Annotated in this window: 12 protein-coding genes and 1 pseudogene; 9 read left to right on the forward strand and 4 right to left on the reverse strand. The window is 69.7% G+C overall.

What is annotated here, in order from left to right; all coding sequences use genetic code 11:
* Positions 1-102: 102 nt before the first annotated feature.
* From AB0915_RS15240 to AB0915_RS15255, 4 genes and pseudogenes are all read left to right on the forward strand, one after another.
* Entirely contained in the window at positions 103-564 is a 462-nt protein-coding gene (locus AB0915_RS15240; RefSeq protein WP_366691535.1) for an IPT/TIG domain-containing protein, read from the forward strand.
* The gene (locus AB0915_RS15245; protein WP_366691536.1) at positions 531-2,309 is read left to right on the forward strand and encodes an IPT/TIG domain-containing protein; all 1,779 of its coding nucleotides are present in this window, start codon (positions 531-533) and stop codon (positions 2,307-2,309) included. The genes AB0915_RS15240 and AB0915_RS15245 overlap by 34 nt, the downstream gene beginning before the upstream one ends.
* A 59-nt stretch (positions 2,310-2,368) precedes the next feature.
* Positions 2,369-3,097: pseudogene (locus AB0915_RS15250) on the forward strand (ISL3 family transposase); the annotation flags it as partial.
* 313 nt (positions 3,098-3,410) lie between these two features.
* Positions 3,411-4,130 (forward strand): hypothetical protein, encoded by a 720-nt coding sequence (locus AB0915_RS15255; RefSeq protein ID WP_366691537.1) that lies wholly within the window; start codon positions 3,411-3,413, stop codon positions 4,128-4,130.
* Positions 4,131-4,560: 430 nt separating this feature from the next.
* On the opposite strand, the gene AB0915_RS15260 is transcribed toward AB0915_RS15255, so the two are convergent.
* Both AB0915_RS15260 and AB0915_RS15265 read right to left on the reverse strand, forming a co-directional pair.
* Positions 4,561-5,622, reverse strand: a complete 1,062-nt coding sequence (locus AB0915_RS15260) for an alpha/beta fold hydrolase (RefSeq protein WP_366691538.1) — start codon at positions 5,620-5,622, stop codon at positions 4,561-4,563.
* Between the two features lie 24 nt (positions 5,623-5,646).
* The gene (locus tag AB0915_RS15265; RefSeq protein ID WP_366691539.1) at positions 5,647-6,906 is read right to left on the reverse strand and encodes a lipase; all 1,260 of its coding nucleotides are present in this window, start codon (positions 6,904-6,906) and stop codon (positions 5,647-5,649) included.
* 909 nt (positions 6,907-7,815) lie between these two features.
* On the opposite strand from AB0915_RS15265, the gene AB0915_RS15270 reads away from it, so the two are divergent.
* Together AB0915_RS15270 and AB0915_RS15275 are read left to right on the forward strand one after the other, a co-directional pair.
* Entirely contained in the window at positions 7,816-8,391 is a 576-nt protein-coding gene (locus AB0915_RS15270; RefSeq protein WP_366691540.1) for a DNA starvation/stationary phase protection protein, read from the forward strand.
* Positions 8,392-8,516: 125 nt separating this feature from the next.
* A complete protein-coding gene (locus AB0915_RS15275; protein WP_366691541.1) occupies positions 8,517-9,368 on the forward strand; it encodes an NmrA/HSCARG family protein in 852 nt (283 codons plus the stop codon).
* A 59-nt stretch (positions 9,369-9,427) separates the two neighbouring features.
* Here the strand turns inward: AB0915_RS15275 and AB0915_RS15280 are convergent, their stop codons facing one another.
* Positions 9,428-9,595: a hypothetical protein gene (locus AB0915_RS15280; protein ID WP_366691542.1), complete on the reverse strand. Its 168-nt coding sequence runs from the start codon at positions 9,593-9,595 to the stop codon at positions 9,428-9,430.
* A 249-nt stretch (positions 9,596-9,844) separates the two neighbouring features.
* On the opposite strand from AB0915_RS15280, the gene AB0915_RS15285 reads away from it, so the two are divergent.
* Both AB0915_RS15285 and AB0915_RS15290 read left to right on the forward strand, forming a co-directional pair.
* Positions 9,845-12,001 carry a prolyl oligopeptidase family serine peptidase gene (locus AB0915_RS15285; RefSeq protein WP_366691543.1) on the forward strand — a complete coding sequence of 719 codons (2,157 nt, stop codon included), beginning with the start codon at positions 9,845-9,847 and terminating at the stop codon, positions 11,999-12,001.
* Between the two features lie 65 nt (positions 12,002-12,066).
* A complete protein-coding gene (locus AB0915_RS15290) occupies positions 12,067-12,513 on the forward strand; it encodes a Rieske (2Fe-2S) protein (protein WP_366691544.1) in 447 nt (148 codons plus the stop codon).
* 1 nt (position 12,514) lies between these two features.
* Here the strand turns inward: AB0915_RS15290 and AB0915_RS15295 are convergent, their stop codons facing one another.
* Positions 12,515-13,162: a cysteine hydrolase gene (locus AB0915_RS15295; protein ID WP_366691545.1), complete on the reverse strand. Its 648-nt coding sequence runs from the start codon at positions 13,160-13,162 to the stop codon at positions 12,515-12,517.
* A 143-nt stretch (positions 13,163-13,305) separates the two neighbouring features.
* Between AB0915_RS15295 and AB0915_RS15300 the strand changes: the two genes are divergently transcribed.
* Complete coding sequence (locus AB0915_RS15300; protein WP_366691546.1) at positions 13,306-13,776, forward strand: pyridoxamine 5'-phosphate oxidase family protein; 471 nt, start codon at positions 13,306-13,308, stop codon at positions 13,774-13,776.
* Positions 13,777-13,785 lie beyond the last annotated feature (9 nt).

Raw genomic sequence — 13,785 nt, forward strand, 5'->3', positions numbered from 1 at the left:
CGGGCACCGGAACCAACCGCACCAACGCCAGCACGGTGACGTTCGGCACCAAGTCGGCCACCATCACCGCGAACACCGGGCACCTCGGTCGGCGCGCCGTTCATGGCTTCCCTGAGCGCCGCCTCCGGGGCCGGCGCGGGCGGGCACAGCATCAGCACCATGGGGACCGGGCTGTCCACCGCGAGTGCCATCCACTTCGCTCCCAACAGCGCGGTCCCGACCGTGGTGTCCGACAGCCTGCTCAACGTCACCGTGCCGACGGGGACCGCGGGGACGGCCGGCGTCACCGTCACCGGTGGCACCCAACTCCGGCCCCACCTCCGGCGGCATCGCCACCGTGACGGGCGGTTTCACGTACGTGGCCGGTTCCGGTATCTGAGGCTCCTGATCCCGACACGTCCACCGGGCTCGGGCAGCCAGACAACTCGGACAGAGAGGCATCCCCTGCCTCTGTTCGGGCGCTCACCGTCACATCCCGCAGGCGCCGACCGGCGCCCGCCGTTGACCCTTGGCAGAGAGGTACCACAGACATGTCGCAACAGCCCCACTCGGCGGCCGCAGTAGCGGCAACCCTGCCCACGCCGACGTTGACCGTTGTCCATCCCGATCAACGCTCCGGCTCAGGATGTACCACGGTCAATCTCCGCGGGAGTGGTTTCACGGGTGCGACGGCGGTGAGGTTCGGAACGGACAACGCGGTGTCGTTCGATGTCCTGTCAGACACGGCCATCTCGGCTACGTCTCCTGCGAGTAGCGGTACCGTGCAAGTCGCGGTCACCACCCCGGGGGGCACCAGCAACAGCCTCTCCTTCTCCCTCCCCGCCGCGCCGACCCTCAGCGCGGTTGCTCCGAATCAGGGGCCGGTCTCGGGTGGGGCGACATCGACGCTGACGGGCACCAATCTGACCGGGGCGACCGCGGTGAGCTTCGGAGGCGCGGCGGCGTCGTTCACAGCGGTCTCCGCCACCCAGATCACCGCCACCACACCACCCGGAACCGCCGGACCCACCCAGGTCACGGTCACCACCCCAGGCGGCACCAGCAGCGGTCTCTCCTACTTCTTCCTCAATGCGCCGACTCTCACCGCGCTTTCCCCGAGTCAGGGGCCCGGCGGGACGGTGATTCTGACGGGCACCAATCTGACTGCGGCAACCGCGGTGAGCTTCGGTGGTACGGCGGCGGCGTCGTTCACGGTGGTCTCCGCCACCCAGATCACCGCGCTCGCCCCCGTCGGCAGCGGCACAGTCAACATCACGGTGACCACCCCGGGCGGTACCAGCAACGGACTTTCCTACACCTATGTCGCGGCGCCGAACCTCACCGGGCTTGCTCCGAATCAGGGGCCGGTTTCGGGCGGGACCGTGGTGACTCTCACCGGCACCAACCTGACCTGGACAACCGCGGTGAAGTTCGGTGGTACGGCGGCGGCGTCGTTCACGGTGGTCTCCGCCACCCAGATCACCGCCACCACACCACCCGGAACCGCAGGCCCCGTCCAGGTCACGGTCACCACCCCAGGCGGCACCAGTGGCGGCCTCGCCTACTTCTACATCAACGCGCCGGCCCTCACGTCCGCGGCTCCGAGCCAGGGGCCGGTCTCGGGCGGGGCTACGGTGACCCTGACCGGCACCAACCTGACCGGGACGACCGCAGTGAGGTTTGGTGCCACGGCGGCGGCGTCGTTCACGGTGGTCTCCGCCACCCAGATCACCGCCACCACACCACCCGGAACCGCAGGCCCCGTCCAGGTCACGGTCACCACCCCGGGCGGCACCAGCAACGGTCTCTCCTACTTTTTCGTCGACCCGCCGACTCTCACCGCGCTTTCTTCCAGTCAGGGGCCGGTCTCGGGTGGGGCTTCGGTGACCCTGACCGGCACCAACCTGATCGGGACGACCGCGGTGAGCTTCGACGGTACGGCGGCGTCGTTCACAGTGGACTCCGCCACCCAGATCACCGCGCTCGCCCCCGTCGGCAGCGGCACAGTCAACATCACGGTGACCACCCCGGGCGGTACCAGCAACGGACTTTCCTACACCTATGTCGCGGCGCCGAACCTCACCGCAGTTGCTCCGAGTCAGGGGCCGGTCTCGGGTGGGACCGTGGTGACCCTGACCGGCACCAATCTGACCGGGACGACCGCGGTGACCTTCGGCGGTACGGCGGCGTCGTTCACGGTGGTCTCGGCCACCCAGGTCACCGCCACCACACCACCCGGAACCGCAGGACCCGTCCAGGTCACGGTCACCACCCCGGGCGGCACCAGTGGCGGACTCATCTACAGCCGAATCCAGCCGCCCGGCATCTGACACTTCCGCAAGCTGTCGCACCGGACCACTCCCCGACCCCTCATATGGCGGGGGTCTGTCACGGCTTCCATGGCCGGACGGTGGCGGACGTGCCGGTGGACGGCAGGCGGGCAGTGGTGTCGGTCAGGGGGCGGCCCCTGGTGTGCCCGGTGCCGGGCTGCCCGCGGCAGACGTTCCGTGAGCAGGTGCCCGGCCTGCTGGGCCGCTACCAGCGTCGGACGAACCGGCTCACCGACCAGCTCGGCTGGGTGGTCAAGGAGTGAGCGTGCCGGGCGGGCGCCCGCCTGTCCCGAGCTCTGGCCGCCGCGGTGTCGCGCTCGACCGCACTGCAGATGCTCGTGCGGCTGCCTCTGCCCCCGCTCCGGGTCCCGCGGGTTCTCGGCGTGGACGACGTCGCTCTCAAGCCGACGCTGTTCAGGTCAGCGACCGATCGCACCTGTGGCACAACCTCTGTGACAAGGCCCTGGCCGAGGTCCGCTCCCACAGCTCCTGCTGGGCCACCGTCAACCCGCCCCGCCCCGAGAGAGTGCGCGAGCGGACCACCCGCGAACGGTGGCACCAGGTCCACGACCTTCTCGACAAGGGCGTCGGCCTGCTCGAATGCGCCCGCCGCCAGGGCCTCGCCCGCAACACCGTCAAACGCTACGCACGCACCCGGGAACCCGAAGCCATGCGCCGGGCCCCGCGCTACCGGCCGACCCTCGTCGGCCCCTCCCGCGACCAACCTCCGCACTAGCCGGGCCGCCGATCCCGCCGTCCTCGTGCTCCAGCTCTTCCGCGAGGTCAGGGAGTTGCCGACCCGTGCTGTACGGCGGCGCATCCGCGGAGGAAAGTGTGCGCATGGGGGAGATTCTCAGCAGCGGCCCGGATCGGCCGCGGTGGACGCCGCCTCGCTGGATGACGGCGGCGGGAGTGACCGTGATATCGGCCGCCGTCCTCGCGACGGGCATCGTCGCGGTGGGCGGGCGTGACAAGCCACGCCAGGCAGTTCCGGCACCGGCGTCCTCACCGCCCTCACGATCCGACAGCGTCTTCCCGGACGGCCCCGACGCCACAGCCTCGCCCGATCGGACGCCTGGCCTGGTGGTCGCAGGAGCCTCCGTGAGCAGGGGCTCCACGCTGATCCGGCGCGACCGCACGGCAGGCGGAGGCCCCTGGACGGTGGTGGTGCGGCGCCCCGACGGCTCGCTGGGGAGGAACGGCGCGGTGGTGACGTTCCCGGTGCCCGCGCCTGGCCAGGGACGCGCGGTCAGGGTCGGCGGTGTTGCAGGATCGGTCGGCGACGGCGCGATCACATGGCCGGCCGATGGTGCGTACGCACGGATCCGGGGTGACCTGTCGGAGCGCGAACTGATCAGGATCGCAGCCGCGACGGTCGTCGTGGCCGGCCGGCCCACGGTCGAACCACCGCCCGGGCTCTCGGTGGCAGCCACCGGCATGTCACGGCCCCGTGACCTGAATGAGGCCCGCTACGGCTCGGATGCCCTGGGAGAGCCTACGGAGCTCTCCAACGGCCTGATCTACACAGGCGTCGCCCGCGGGGGCGGGTTCGAGGATCGGCTGTACGCCGTGAAGACCCAGGCGGCGGGATCGGTGCGCGGCAAGTCCGCGACCGCCACATCCGAGCTGGGCGGCAGCGGCCTGCTGGCCTGGGAGCCGGTGCCCGGCGTCATTGCCTACGTCGGATACAGCGGCGGGCTCTTCACGGACCGGGCCGTCGCCGCCCTGCGCCAGATCGCCGAACGGACCCGGCTGCTGAGCGCAGAACAGTGGCAGGCAACCGGTCCCCGGACGGTGTACCAGGTCAACGACTTCGGCTGACCTTCCTCGCCTGTCGAGCAGAGCTTTGGTGTGTCGCCCGGCCGGTGCCGGAACGGCTGCGCACCGGCCCCGTCCCGGCCAGCGAGACCGCAAGGGCGGTCAGTCCTGTGTCTCGTAGGCTCAACAACTTGCCTGGATACGTATCGACTCGCTGTTCACCTTCACCGAATGCACCCATACGTCCGCGGTCGACGGGGACAGCGGCTCCTCCAACCAGAGCGCTATCTTCCGCGACACCGAACTGTCAGCCATCCAAGATCGCCACTGATCATTTTCGGGCAACTCCCCGAAGACCAGCCCGACCGCCGATCACCGCTCAGCATGCGTGCGTCACGGACGTTGAGCCAGAACCGAAACTCGTGAACAGAGCCAGCCGGGCCGAAGGCGACCGGCCGGTCATCACCCCGCGGTGGCCTTGTGCCAGGCCGCTTCACCGGCCTGCGGTGAGGGTGTCCAGGAGGGCGGCCGTGAACTCCTTGGGTTTGTCGATGTGTACGGCGTGGCCGGCGTCGGGGATGGCAGTTTCGCGGACGTGGCCGCCCGCGGCGGCGTAGTGATCGAGTGCGTGGCGGGTCTGGGCGAGCATGGGTTGGGCAGGGCAGTGGTAGGCGCCGGGCCAGCCGGGAACGGCGCCGAGTGCGCCGAGGTGGGCGAGGTCGAAGAGCGAGGTGTCGGAGACGATGAGATCGTCGGTGCCGCGGATCCAGCCGATGGGCGGTTTGGGGTCGATCCGGTGCAGGTCGTCAATACGGAAGTGGGTGGGGGCCATGGCGTTGAGGACACCTCGGGGGCCGGGGGCGGTGCCGGGCCAGTGGTCGCTGGGACGAGTGTCGCCGGGGTAGTGGTCGTCTCCGGTGCGGGTGGAGAGCATGGCGTCGACGAAGGAGTCCTCGAGTGCGGGGCGGAGCGGCGGTTTTACGTAGCTGGAGGCAAGGACAGCGCGGGGGGAGAGTGGTGAGTCCTCGCTGCGGTCTCCTTCGGTGAGGCGCTGGACGAATTCGGGGTTGACGGTGCCTGCGCCGGAGCCGGCGCCGTCGTGGTGGTTGAGTCGGCCGTCGGGGCCGTGGGTGCCGCCGAAGCCGTAGGGGGAGACGGGGTTGACGAGGGTGAGACTGCGGACGGCAGTGGGGTGATCGCGGAGGTGCTGGAGGGCGATGCCGCCGCCCATGCTCCAGCCGACGAGGTGGACGCGGTCGAGGGCGAGGGTGTCGCGTAGGGCGGTGAGGTCGTCGCTGTAGTCCCGGAGGCCGTGGGTGGCGTCGATGGGAAGGGGGTCGGTGCCGCCGAATCCGCGGAGGTCGACGGCGAGGGGGCGATAGGCGTCGGGCAGGTCGAGCATGGCCTGCTGCCAGAAGGTGGCGGCGGAGACGTTGCCGTGGACGAAGAGGACGGGTTCGCCGGTCCGGTCGGGGAGTTCGAGGAGGTTGAGGGTGAGCCGGGGGGTGGTGATGAGTCGAGCGTGGATGCCGGGGAGGAGTGCGGGCGTGGTCATGGTTTGTCCTTGGGGAGTGGCAGGTCAGCCGAGCCAGGCGGCGATCTGGGCGCAGGCGGAGGAGTGCCAGCCGAGTTGGAGGTGGTTGGCGGTGGTGATGAGGGAGGTGCCGGCAACGTTGGCGATGCCGGTGCGGTCGAGGGCACTGTTGACGAAGACCACGCCGTCGCTGGGGCCGCGGTTCTCGTTGTAGATGCCGAGGACGTTGGGGGATCCGCCGGCGAGGAGGTAGGTGGCGACGGCGCCGGGGATGCCTGCCTTGTGGAGGGGGGTGATCAGGGAGCCGGCGTCGATGGCGGTCTGGATGCCACTGCCGGAGGTGTAGAAGCCCTGGCCGCCGTGGTAGGTGGTGTACCAGTCTTGTTGGGTCATGTCGATGCCGTAGGCGGTGTCCCAGCGGGCGAGCATCTGGCGCTGTCCGGGATAGACGTCGTAGCCGTTGGTGGGAGTGAAGGCGAATTCGGGGTGGGCGGTGTAGGTGCCGTAGCAGGTCATGTAGAGGTGGGGCGAGGGGGCGTTGACGCTGCCGCCGCATTGGGGCCAGACGCTGAAGTCGTGGGCCCAGCCGTGGGCGTAGGGGTAGTCGTAGCCGCCGTTGGGGCCGCCGAGAGTGATGAGGCGGCGTACGTCTCCGGCGTAGGGACGTCCCCACGTGGGGTGCAGTGAGGAGACGTAGGCTCGGGCAGACATCTCCCCCTTGCTCCAGCCGACGAGGTCTACCTGGCTGACGCCGAGCCGGTCCTTGATGACGGCGATGGCGTCGCCGACCTGCTGGGCCTGCATCAGGTTGTCGCCCTGCTTATGGGCGAAGTTGATCGCGAAGACGCGGTAGCCGCGGTCGGTGAGGTACTGCATGAGTCCGGTGCTGGGGCAGGAGATGGTGCCGCAGCCGTAGCCACCGGCTTCGCCGGGGTTGGCCCAGGCGCGGTCGGCGTTGTCGTTGGCGCCGTGGACGAGGAGGACGGGGGTCTGGTGACTGCCTCTGTTCCAGCCGGGGGCGGAGTAGAGGAGAAAACGGCCGGAGTAGGGCTGCTTGACGCCGCTGAAGAAGGTGCGTCGCTGGCCGTCCTGGTCGCCACGGCCGTCCGGGGGGTACTGCTCGGAATGAAAACCGCTGGTGGTGTCGAGGTAGCGGTCGACGCGATCCCAGCCGTTGGCAACGGTGGTGTAAGTGGCTTCGAGGGTGAGATAGGTGGGTGGGGCGGCGTGGGCCGGTGTGGTGGCTGCTCCGAGGCTCAGCAGTGTGAGAAGCAGGCCGAGCAGGGTGCTCGTTACTCTGCGCATCGCGGCTCTCCCGTCCGGGGTGGGCTCTGTGGTCCAGGTCCGCCACGGTAGGGCGGCGCGGGAGACCTCCCCCATGGGGCGGACAGCCATAGATGCGGGTCGGGGGGTGTGCGGTGTCGCCATGCGCTGAGCGACGCGTGGGCTCCCCGGAGGGTAGCCAAGACCGTTCCTATCCAGTGCGCATGAGTGTGTCCTGGACCCACTGCTGTGTACTGGGCGCATCCCGCACGGTGTTGGATGCGCTGGGTTCCCGCTTTCGCGTCCCGTTCGGTGACGGCTCTCCAGGGGGCCGGTCCGTTGCGGGTGGGCGGGTTCCGTCACGTCCTCGGGTGCCTGGTCCGGCCTGGGCGGTCCGATGCCCCGCACGATCACTCCGGTCGTGTGGGGGCGGTGCCGTCCTTCCCCAAGCTCTTAACTCCGTTCGAGCAGGGGATACCCCAACCCGGACTGGGTACCCGCGGGCGCGTCGTCCGATCGCGATGCCGGCGGCATCGTGACGGGACATGGTGCGGTGGGGGTGACCAATGGCTTCTGCCGGTGCCGGCCACCCCACACGGCGTGCGGTGTTTTCGACTCATCGCCTCGTGGCCATTCAGACGGTACGCCCCGCCGGTGAAATTCAGCTACTGGGACACTCACCACGGCAATGGCGATGGGCGAGCAACAGGCCGGCATCGTGCACTGCGAGAACATAAGGGGTGCGCTGTTCGTAAAGCCGGAGCGGCCGGAAGACCATGGCCCGTCCTTGCGTCCTTAAAAATGTCTTCGTGGCGTCGGCCGATGAAATTCTGTCGACGACATCTCGTGCACTGACGGACACCTACGCGTGCACTCCCTGGCAATGTTGCTGCCGATTCAGCCCTAGCGTCGACCGCGTATTCACAGCACCGCATCAGCAGGAGGCTCGCCATGTCCGCAAGTTCCACGCCCACAAGCAGTCAGCCGTGGCTGCACCAGGAGGGCTCGGTCATCCAGGAGTTCGGAACCGTCAAGCAGTTCCCCGTCGCCCTGTCGTACGAGGCGCGCATGTACTCCTGCCAGCGCTTGAACAAGGTGCTGGCCGACACCCAGATCCTCTACGGCCTCTACAAGAAGCACCACTGGATCATGCGGGGCGTGACCTTCTACCAACTGCACCTGCTCCTGGACAAACACGCGGGCGAGCAGCTGGAACTCGTCGACACCCTCGCCGAACGCGTCCAGACCCTCGGCGGGGTCGCCGTCGGCGATCCGCGGCACGTCGCCGAGATCACGTCGATTCCGCGCCCGCCGGACGGTGTGGAGGAGGTCCCGGCGATGCTCTCGCGGCTGCTCGAGGCCCACGAGACCATCCTGACGGCGGCCCATGACGCGGCTGCCCGCACCGCCGAACTCGGCGACGACGGCACCAACGACCTGCTGGTCTCACAGGTCATCCGCACCGGCGAACTGCAGGCCTGGTTCCTGGCCGAACACCTGGTGGACACCCCGCTGGTCCGCTCCTGAGCCCGGCGGGACCGCGGACGGCGGGGCGTCGGGCGTGCCGTGATGCTGGTGTGGCGTTCGCGCCGGACGCTGGGCATCGGGCAGGCTGATGGTCCATTTCCGCATACGAGGAAGGGAGTTCTTCCATGGACGACGATCCGATTTTGGTGCTTGCGGCAACCGGTGGACAGGGCAGGGCCGTGACGAACGCGCTGCTGGGCCGCCGCGCCCGGGTCCGGGCGCTGGTTCGTGACCCGGACCGCGCGGCCGCGCGGGAACTGGCCGAGCAGGGCGTCGAAGTGGTGGCCGGATCGCTGAGCGACCGTGCGTCGCTCGCCGCGGCGATGAGCGGCGTGTCGGGTGTCTTCGCGTTCACCACGCCCTTCGAAGCCGGCGTGAACGCGGAGGTGGAGCAGGGGCGGGCGATCCTGTCCGCCGCGACGGAGAAGCGCGTGCCGCATCTTGTGTTCAGCTCCGTGGCCGGGGCCGACCAGGACAGCGGGGTACCGCATTTCGAGAGCAAGGCGCGCATCGAAGCTGAGCTGGCCTCCGGCGATGTGCCGTACACGATTCTGGGGCCGACATATTTCTTCGACAACGCGCTGGGCGGAGCAGAGCGCATCCACGACGGCGTTCTTGATCTGCCGCTGCCGCCCGATCGGCCGCTGCAGCAGCTTGCCCGCCCCGACCTCGGCGCGTTCGCAACGGAAGTGCTGATCAACCCCGCTTCCTACGTCGGGCGCCGTATTGAGCTGGCGGGCGATGCACCCACTCCCCGGCAGATGGCGGCCTCGCTCGGTGCGGCGCTGGGGCGGGAGGTCCGGCATGAACAAGTACCGCTGGCAGCGATCGGCAATCCGGACATGCATGCGATGTGGACGTTCCTGAACGGCCCTGGCTATCGCGTCGACATCCCCGCGCTCCGCAATGCCCACCCGGAGATTCGCTGGACCAGCTTCATGGACTGGGCGCACGACTCATGGGCGGCCGCTCGCTGAACGTACTCCGGCCCACCTGAACCGGTGGGCCGGAAAATCTCGGAACCGGCAAACGGGCACTACCGTGGGTCGATGCCGAGATCCGTGTCAAGGTCGTACCCGGATTCCGCCTGGCGGGCCATGGGGTGCGCGATGTCGGCCGCCAGGCCGAACGCCGCATCACCGATCGCGTCCTCCAGGGCGGATTCCTCACGCTCGGCCTGAGCACGGCGGTGATGTTCGGTCACCCTCTCGATGAGGTGCCGAAAGTGAGGGTGACTGTCGTCCGAATCCGGTTCAGCTGTGTTCACTCGGTGGTCCTCCGTATCGGTCGGGCATCAGCTGTCATCGGATCGTCGGCCGGGATGTGGCCACGGGCCCTCGTGCAGTTCGGCCACGAGCAGGTCGTCACGGCCGTCGTAAATGCGTTGCGCGACACCCGGTACCTGCCTCGATGCTGGTCGCAGCAGCGGATCACGACCGAGAGGAACACCGAGATGACCACGGCCGAAGCCGCCTCAGCCCCCGCCGGTGGACTGCCGTTCCAAACCGCCCGCACCAGGCGTTTCTCGCTCGGGGTGCCCCGGCAGTTCACCGTGTCGCCCGACGGCGGGCAGGTCCTTTTCCTCAGGACGACGGGCGGCACCGACCCGGTGAGTCGCCTGTGGCTGCATGAGAACGGAGGTGAGCGGATACTCGCCGACCCACCTGCCCTCCGGCGCAAAGACGCGGACCCCGGCGAGGTACCGGAAGAGGAGCTGGCACGCCGGGAGCGGGCCAGGGAAACGTCGACCGGAGTGGTGTCGTACGCGACGGACGCCGAAGTCCGGCTCGTCGCCTTCGCCCTCCAGGGCGAGCTCTGGGTGGTACGGACGGACGGAGGCACCCCGCGCCGGGTCGCCACCGCTGGATCCGTGGTCGATCCGCGGCCCTCGCCCGATGGCGCCTTGATCGCGTACGTCTCCGGGGGCGCACTGCGGACGGTGCGGAGCGACGGGACCGACGACCGGCCGGTGGCCGTACCGGAGGAGCGGACGGGGCACGTGACGTACGGGCTCTCCGACTATGTGTCGGCCGAGTCGCTCGGGCGCCCACGCGGCTACTGGTGGTCCCCCGACAGCGATGCGCTGCTGGTGGCACGCGTGGACACCTCGATGGTACAGCGCAGGTACATCAGCGATCCGGCGAATCCGGAGCGTCCGCCACGCGCGGTGGCGTACCCGGCGGCGGGCACGGCGAACGCGGAGGTGTCACTGCACGTGGTGCGGGTGTCGGGCGAACGGGTCGCGGTGCGGCTGCCCACGGCCGCGGGCGAGGACCACCCGCAGGGGACCTGGACGGACCCGGCGTTCGAGTATGTCGCCACGGCCGCATGGGACCGGCACGGTCCGCTGGTCTCCGTACAGACGCGTGATCAGCGCTCGGTGTACGTCCTGGCGGTGAATCCGGCCACGGGAGAGACCCGGACTCTGCACCGCGCCCACGATCCCGCGTGGGTCGCGCTCCGGCCGGGTACGCCGCTGCGCCTCGCCTCCGGGGCGCTCGTCGTCCCCGCGCAGCCCGGCGGCGACACCCAGGGGCTGGACATCGACGGCCGTACGACACCGCCGGGACTGGAGGTCCGCGAGGTCGTCGGCGCCGTCGATGACCGGGTGTTCTTCACCGCGAGCGAGGAGCCGACGGACATCCACATCTGGTCGTGCGCGGTGGGGTCGACCGGCGACGGTCCCGTCCGCATCAGTGGGACGCCGGGTGTGCACACGGCCGCCGCAGGCGGCCCCACGCTCGTACTGGACAGCAGGACCCCCGACGGGCAGACGGTGTCGGTGCTGCGCGACGGTGCGCCGGCGGGGCGGATCGGAGTCCTCGCCGAGACTCCCGTGGTCACCCCGCGGCCCCTCGCGCTGAGCCTGGGAGAGCGGGAACTGCGCAGCCACCTGTACCTGCCGTCCTGGCACCGCCCCGGCGACGACCGTCTGCCCGTCCTGCTCAGCCCGTACGCGGGCCATGGGATGCAGTTGGTGCTGCAGGCGCGCGGCTGGTGGACGGCAGTCGCCCAGTGGTTCGCCGAGCAGGGGTTCGCGGTGCTGGTCACGGACGGGCGTGGCACTCCGGGGCGCGGCAAGGCGTGGGAGAAATCCGTGCGGGGCGACCGGCTGACGGCTGTCCTGCGGGATCAGATGGACGCGCTGCACGCGGCGGTCGCGCGGTATCCGCAACTGGACCCGGGGAGGGTGGCGATGCGCGGCTGGTCGTTCAGCGGCTATCTCGCGGCCGCGGCCGTACTGCGTCACCCGGAGGTGTTCCACGCGGCGGTCGCGGGCGCCGCACCGACCGACCGGCGGCTGTACGACACCCACTGGGAGGAGCGGTTTCTCGGCCATCCGGAGGTGGACCCGGAGACGTACGAGCGCAATTCGCTGCTGACCGAGGCGCACCGGCTGACGCGTCCGCTCATGCTGGTCCACGGACTCGCCGACGACAATGTGACCGTCGCCCACATGCTACGGTTCTCCGCCGCGCTGCTGGCGGCGGGACGACCGCACACGGTGCTGCCGCTCTCCGGGGCGACCCACCTGGTCACCCAGGAGGAGACGGCCGCCCATCTGTTGGTCCTGGAGCGGGACTTCCTGAAAAAATCCCTCGATCGTTGAACACGGGACATCGACCGCGCGTATCCCTGGTCGAAGCCATGAACAACACGGAAGGGAATGCCGGCATGAGCGCATCGCAGGAGCACGGGGTCCGTCCCGGGCGTCGCACCGTCATCGCAGCCGCCGGTGCCGTCGGAGTGGCCACCGTACTCACCGCGTGCGGCGGCTCGAAGGACTCGGGCGGCTCGGCTGCCGTCGAACAGGCCGGTGCCGGGGGTGCTGCGGGCGTCCTGGCGAAGACCGCCGACATCCCCGAGGGCGGCGGGAAGGTCTTCGCCGACAAGGGTGTCGTCGTCACGCAGCCGAAGGCCGGGGAGTTCAAGGCGTTCTCCTCGAAGTGCACGCATCAGGGGTGCGCGGTGTCGAGCGTCTCGGGCGGCACGATCAACTGCCCTTGTCACGGCAGCAAGTTCGACGCCGCGACGGGCAGTGTGTCGGCGGGCCCGGCCACCGAACCGCTGCCCGCCGCTTCGATCAAGGTCGAGGGCGACTCGATCACACTCGCCTCGTAGGTCAGGACCTGGCCCTTTGGGGGCTCCGCCAGCAGCCCAGCACGTCCTGCGTGGTGGTGACGGTGGCGACGAGAGCGAGCGTGTTGCGGATCATCGCGGGGGTGTAGTCGGCGGGCACCCCCGCGATGGCGTCGGACGGCACGACCGCCGTGTACCCGAGGTTCACCGCGTCGAAGACGGCGTTGGGGATGGCGACATTGGCCGAGACGCCGGTGACGACGAGGGTGCGGCAGCCGAGATTGCGCAGCAGCGCGTCCACATCGGTGCCGGCGATGGGCGAGAGGCCGTGCAGCCTGCGTACGACGATGTCCTCGTCGGCCACCTCGATGGACGCGGCGATCCGGACCGCCGTGGTGCCGGGGTGCTGCTGCACGGGCAGGCGCCCGGCGGCCCGGAAGAGGCGGGCGTTGTGGTTGGCACCGCGCCCGTCGGGGCGCCGTTCGGCGACCGCGTGCAGCACCTGGACACCGGCCTCGTGGGCGGCTGCGACCAGCCGGGCGACATGGTGGAGGGCGCCGGATCCGCTTGCTTCCTCGGCGAGTTCGGGCAGTGCGCTGTCAGGGCCCACGACGCCCTGCTGGCACTCGACCGTCAGAAGCACGGTGGTGGCCGGATCGAGCTGCTCGGCGAGCTGTTCCCTGGACGGCACGGCTGCCCCTCTCGATGGCTCCTGGTGTCTACAGGCGGTCTTTCTGCTGACGGCCGGGCGCGCGAGGCTAACGGCCATTGCGCCAGGAGGGAAGAGGATCCATCATTCCTGACACCTAGTCAGCTCATTGGAAGGGGCGCCCCATGGCCGCCATTCAGCGACGGGGCCGTCGGATCATGATGACGGACGCGGAACGCGACACATACCTCGCGGAGCAGCGCACCTGTCGGGTCGCCACCGTCTCCGCCGACGGCCGCCCGCACATCGGCGCACTCTGGTTCACCTGGGACGGCACCTCGCTCTGGCTGTACTCGATCACCCGGTCCCTGCGCTGGTCACAGCTGCGCCAGGACCCGAAGATCGCAGTGGTTGTCGACGACGGGGTGGAGTACGGAGAGCTGCGTGGCGTCGAGCTCTCGGGCGAGGCGGCCTTCGTCGGCGAGGCCCCTCGTACCGGCGAGGCATGTCTCGAACTGGACTTCCCGGAGCGGCTGTTCGCGGCGAAGTACTTCGGGACGGACGTGATGCCGCACGACGGGCGGCACGCGTGGCTGCGGCTCACCCCGGAGGCGATCACCTCCTGGGACTTCCGGAAGCTGGCATACCCGGCCTGATTCCACCGC

Origin of the sequence: Streptomyces sp. NPDC048411, from assembly GCF_040704695.1 — a bacterium.
In the GTDB taxonomy this organism is placed as follows: Bacteria; Actinomycetota; Actinomycetes; order Streptomycetales; family Streptomycetaceae; genus Streptomyces.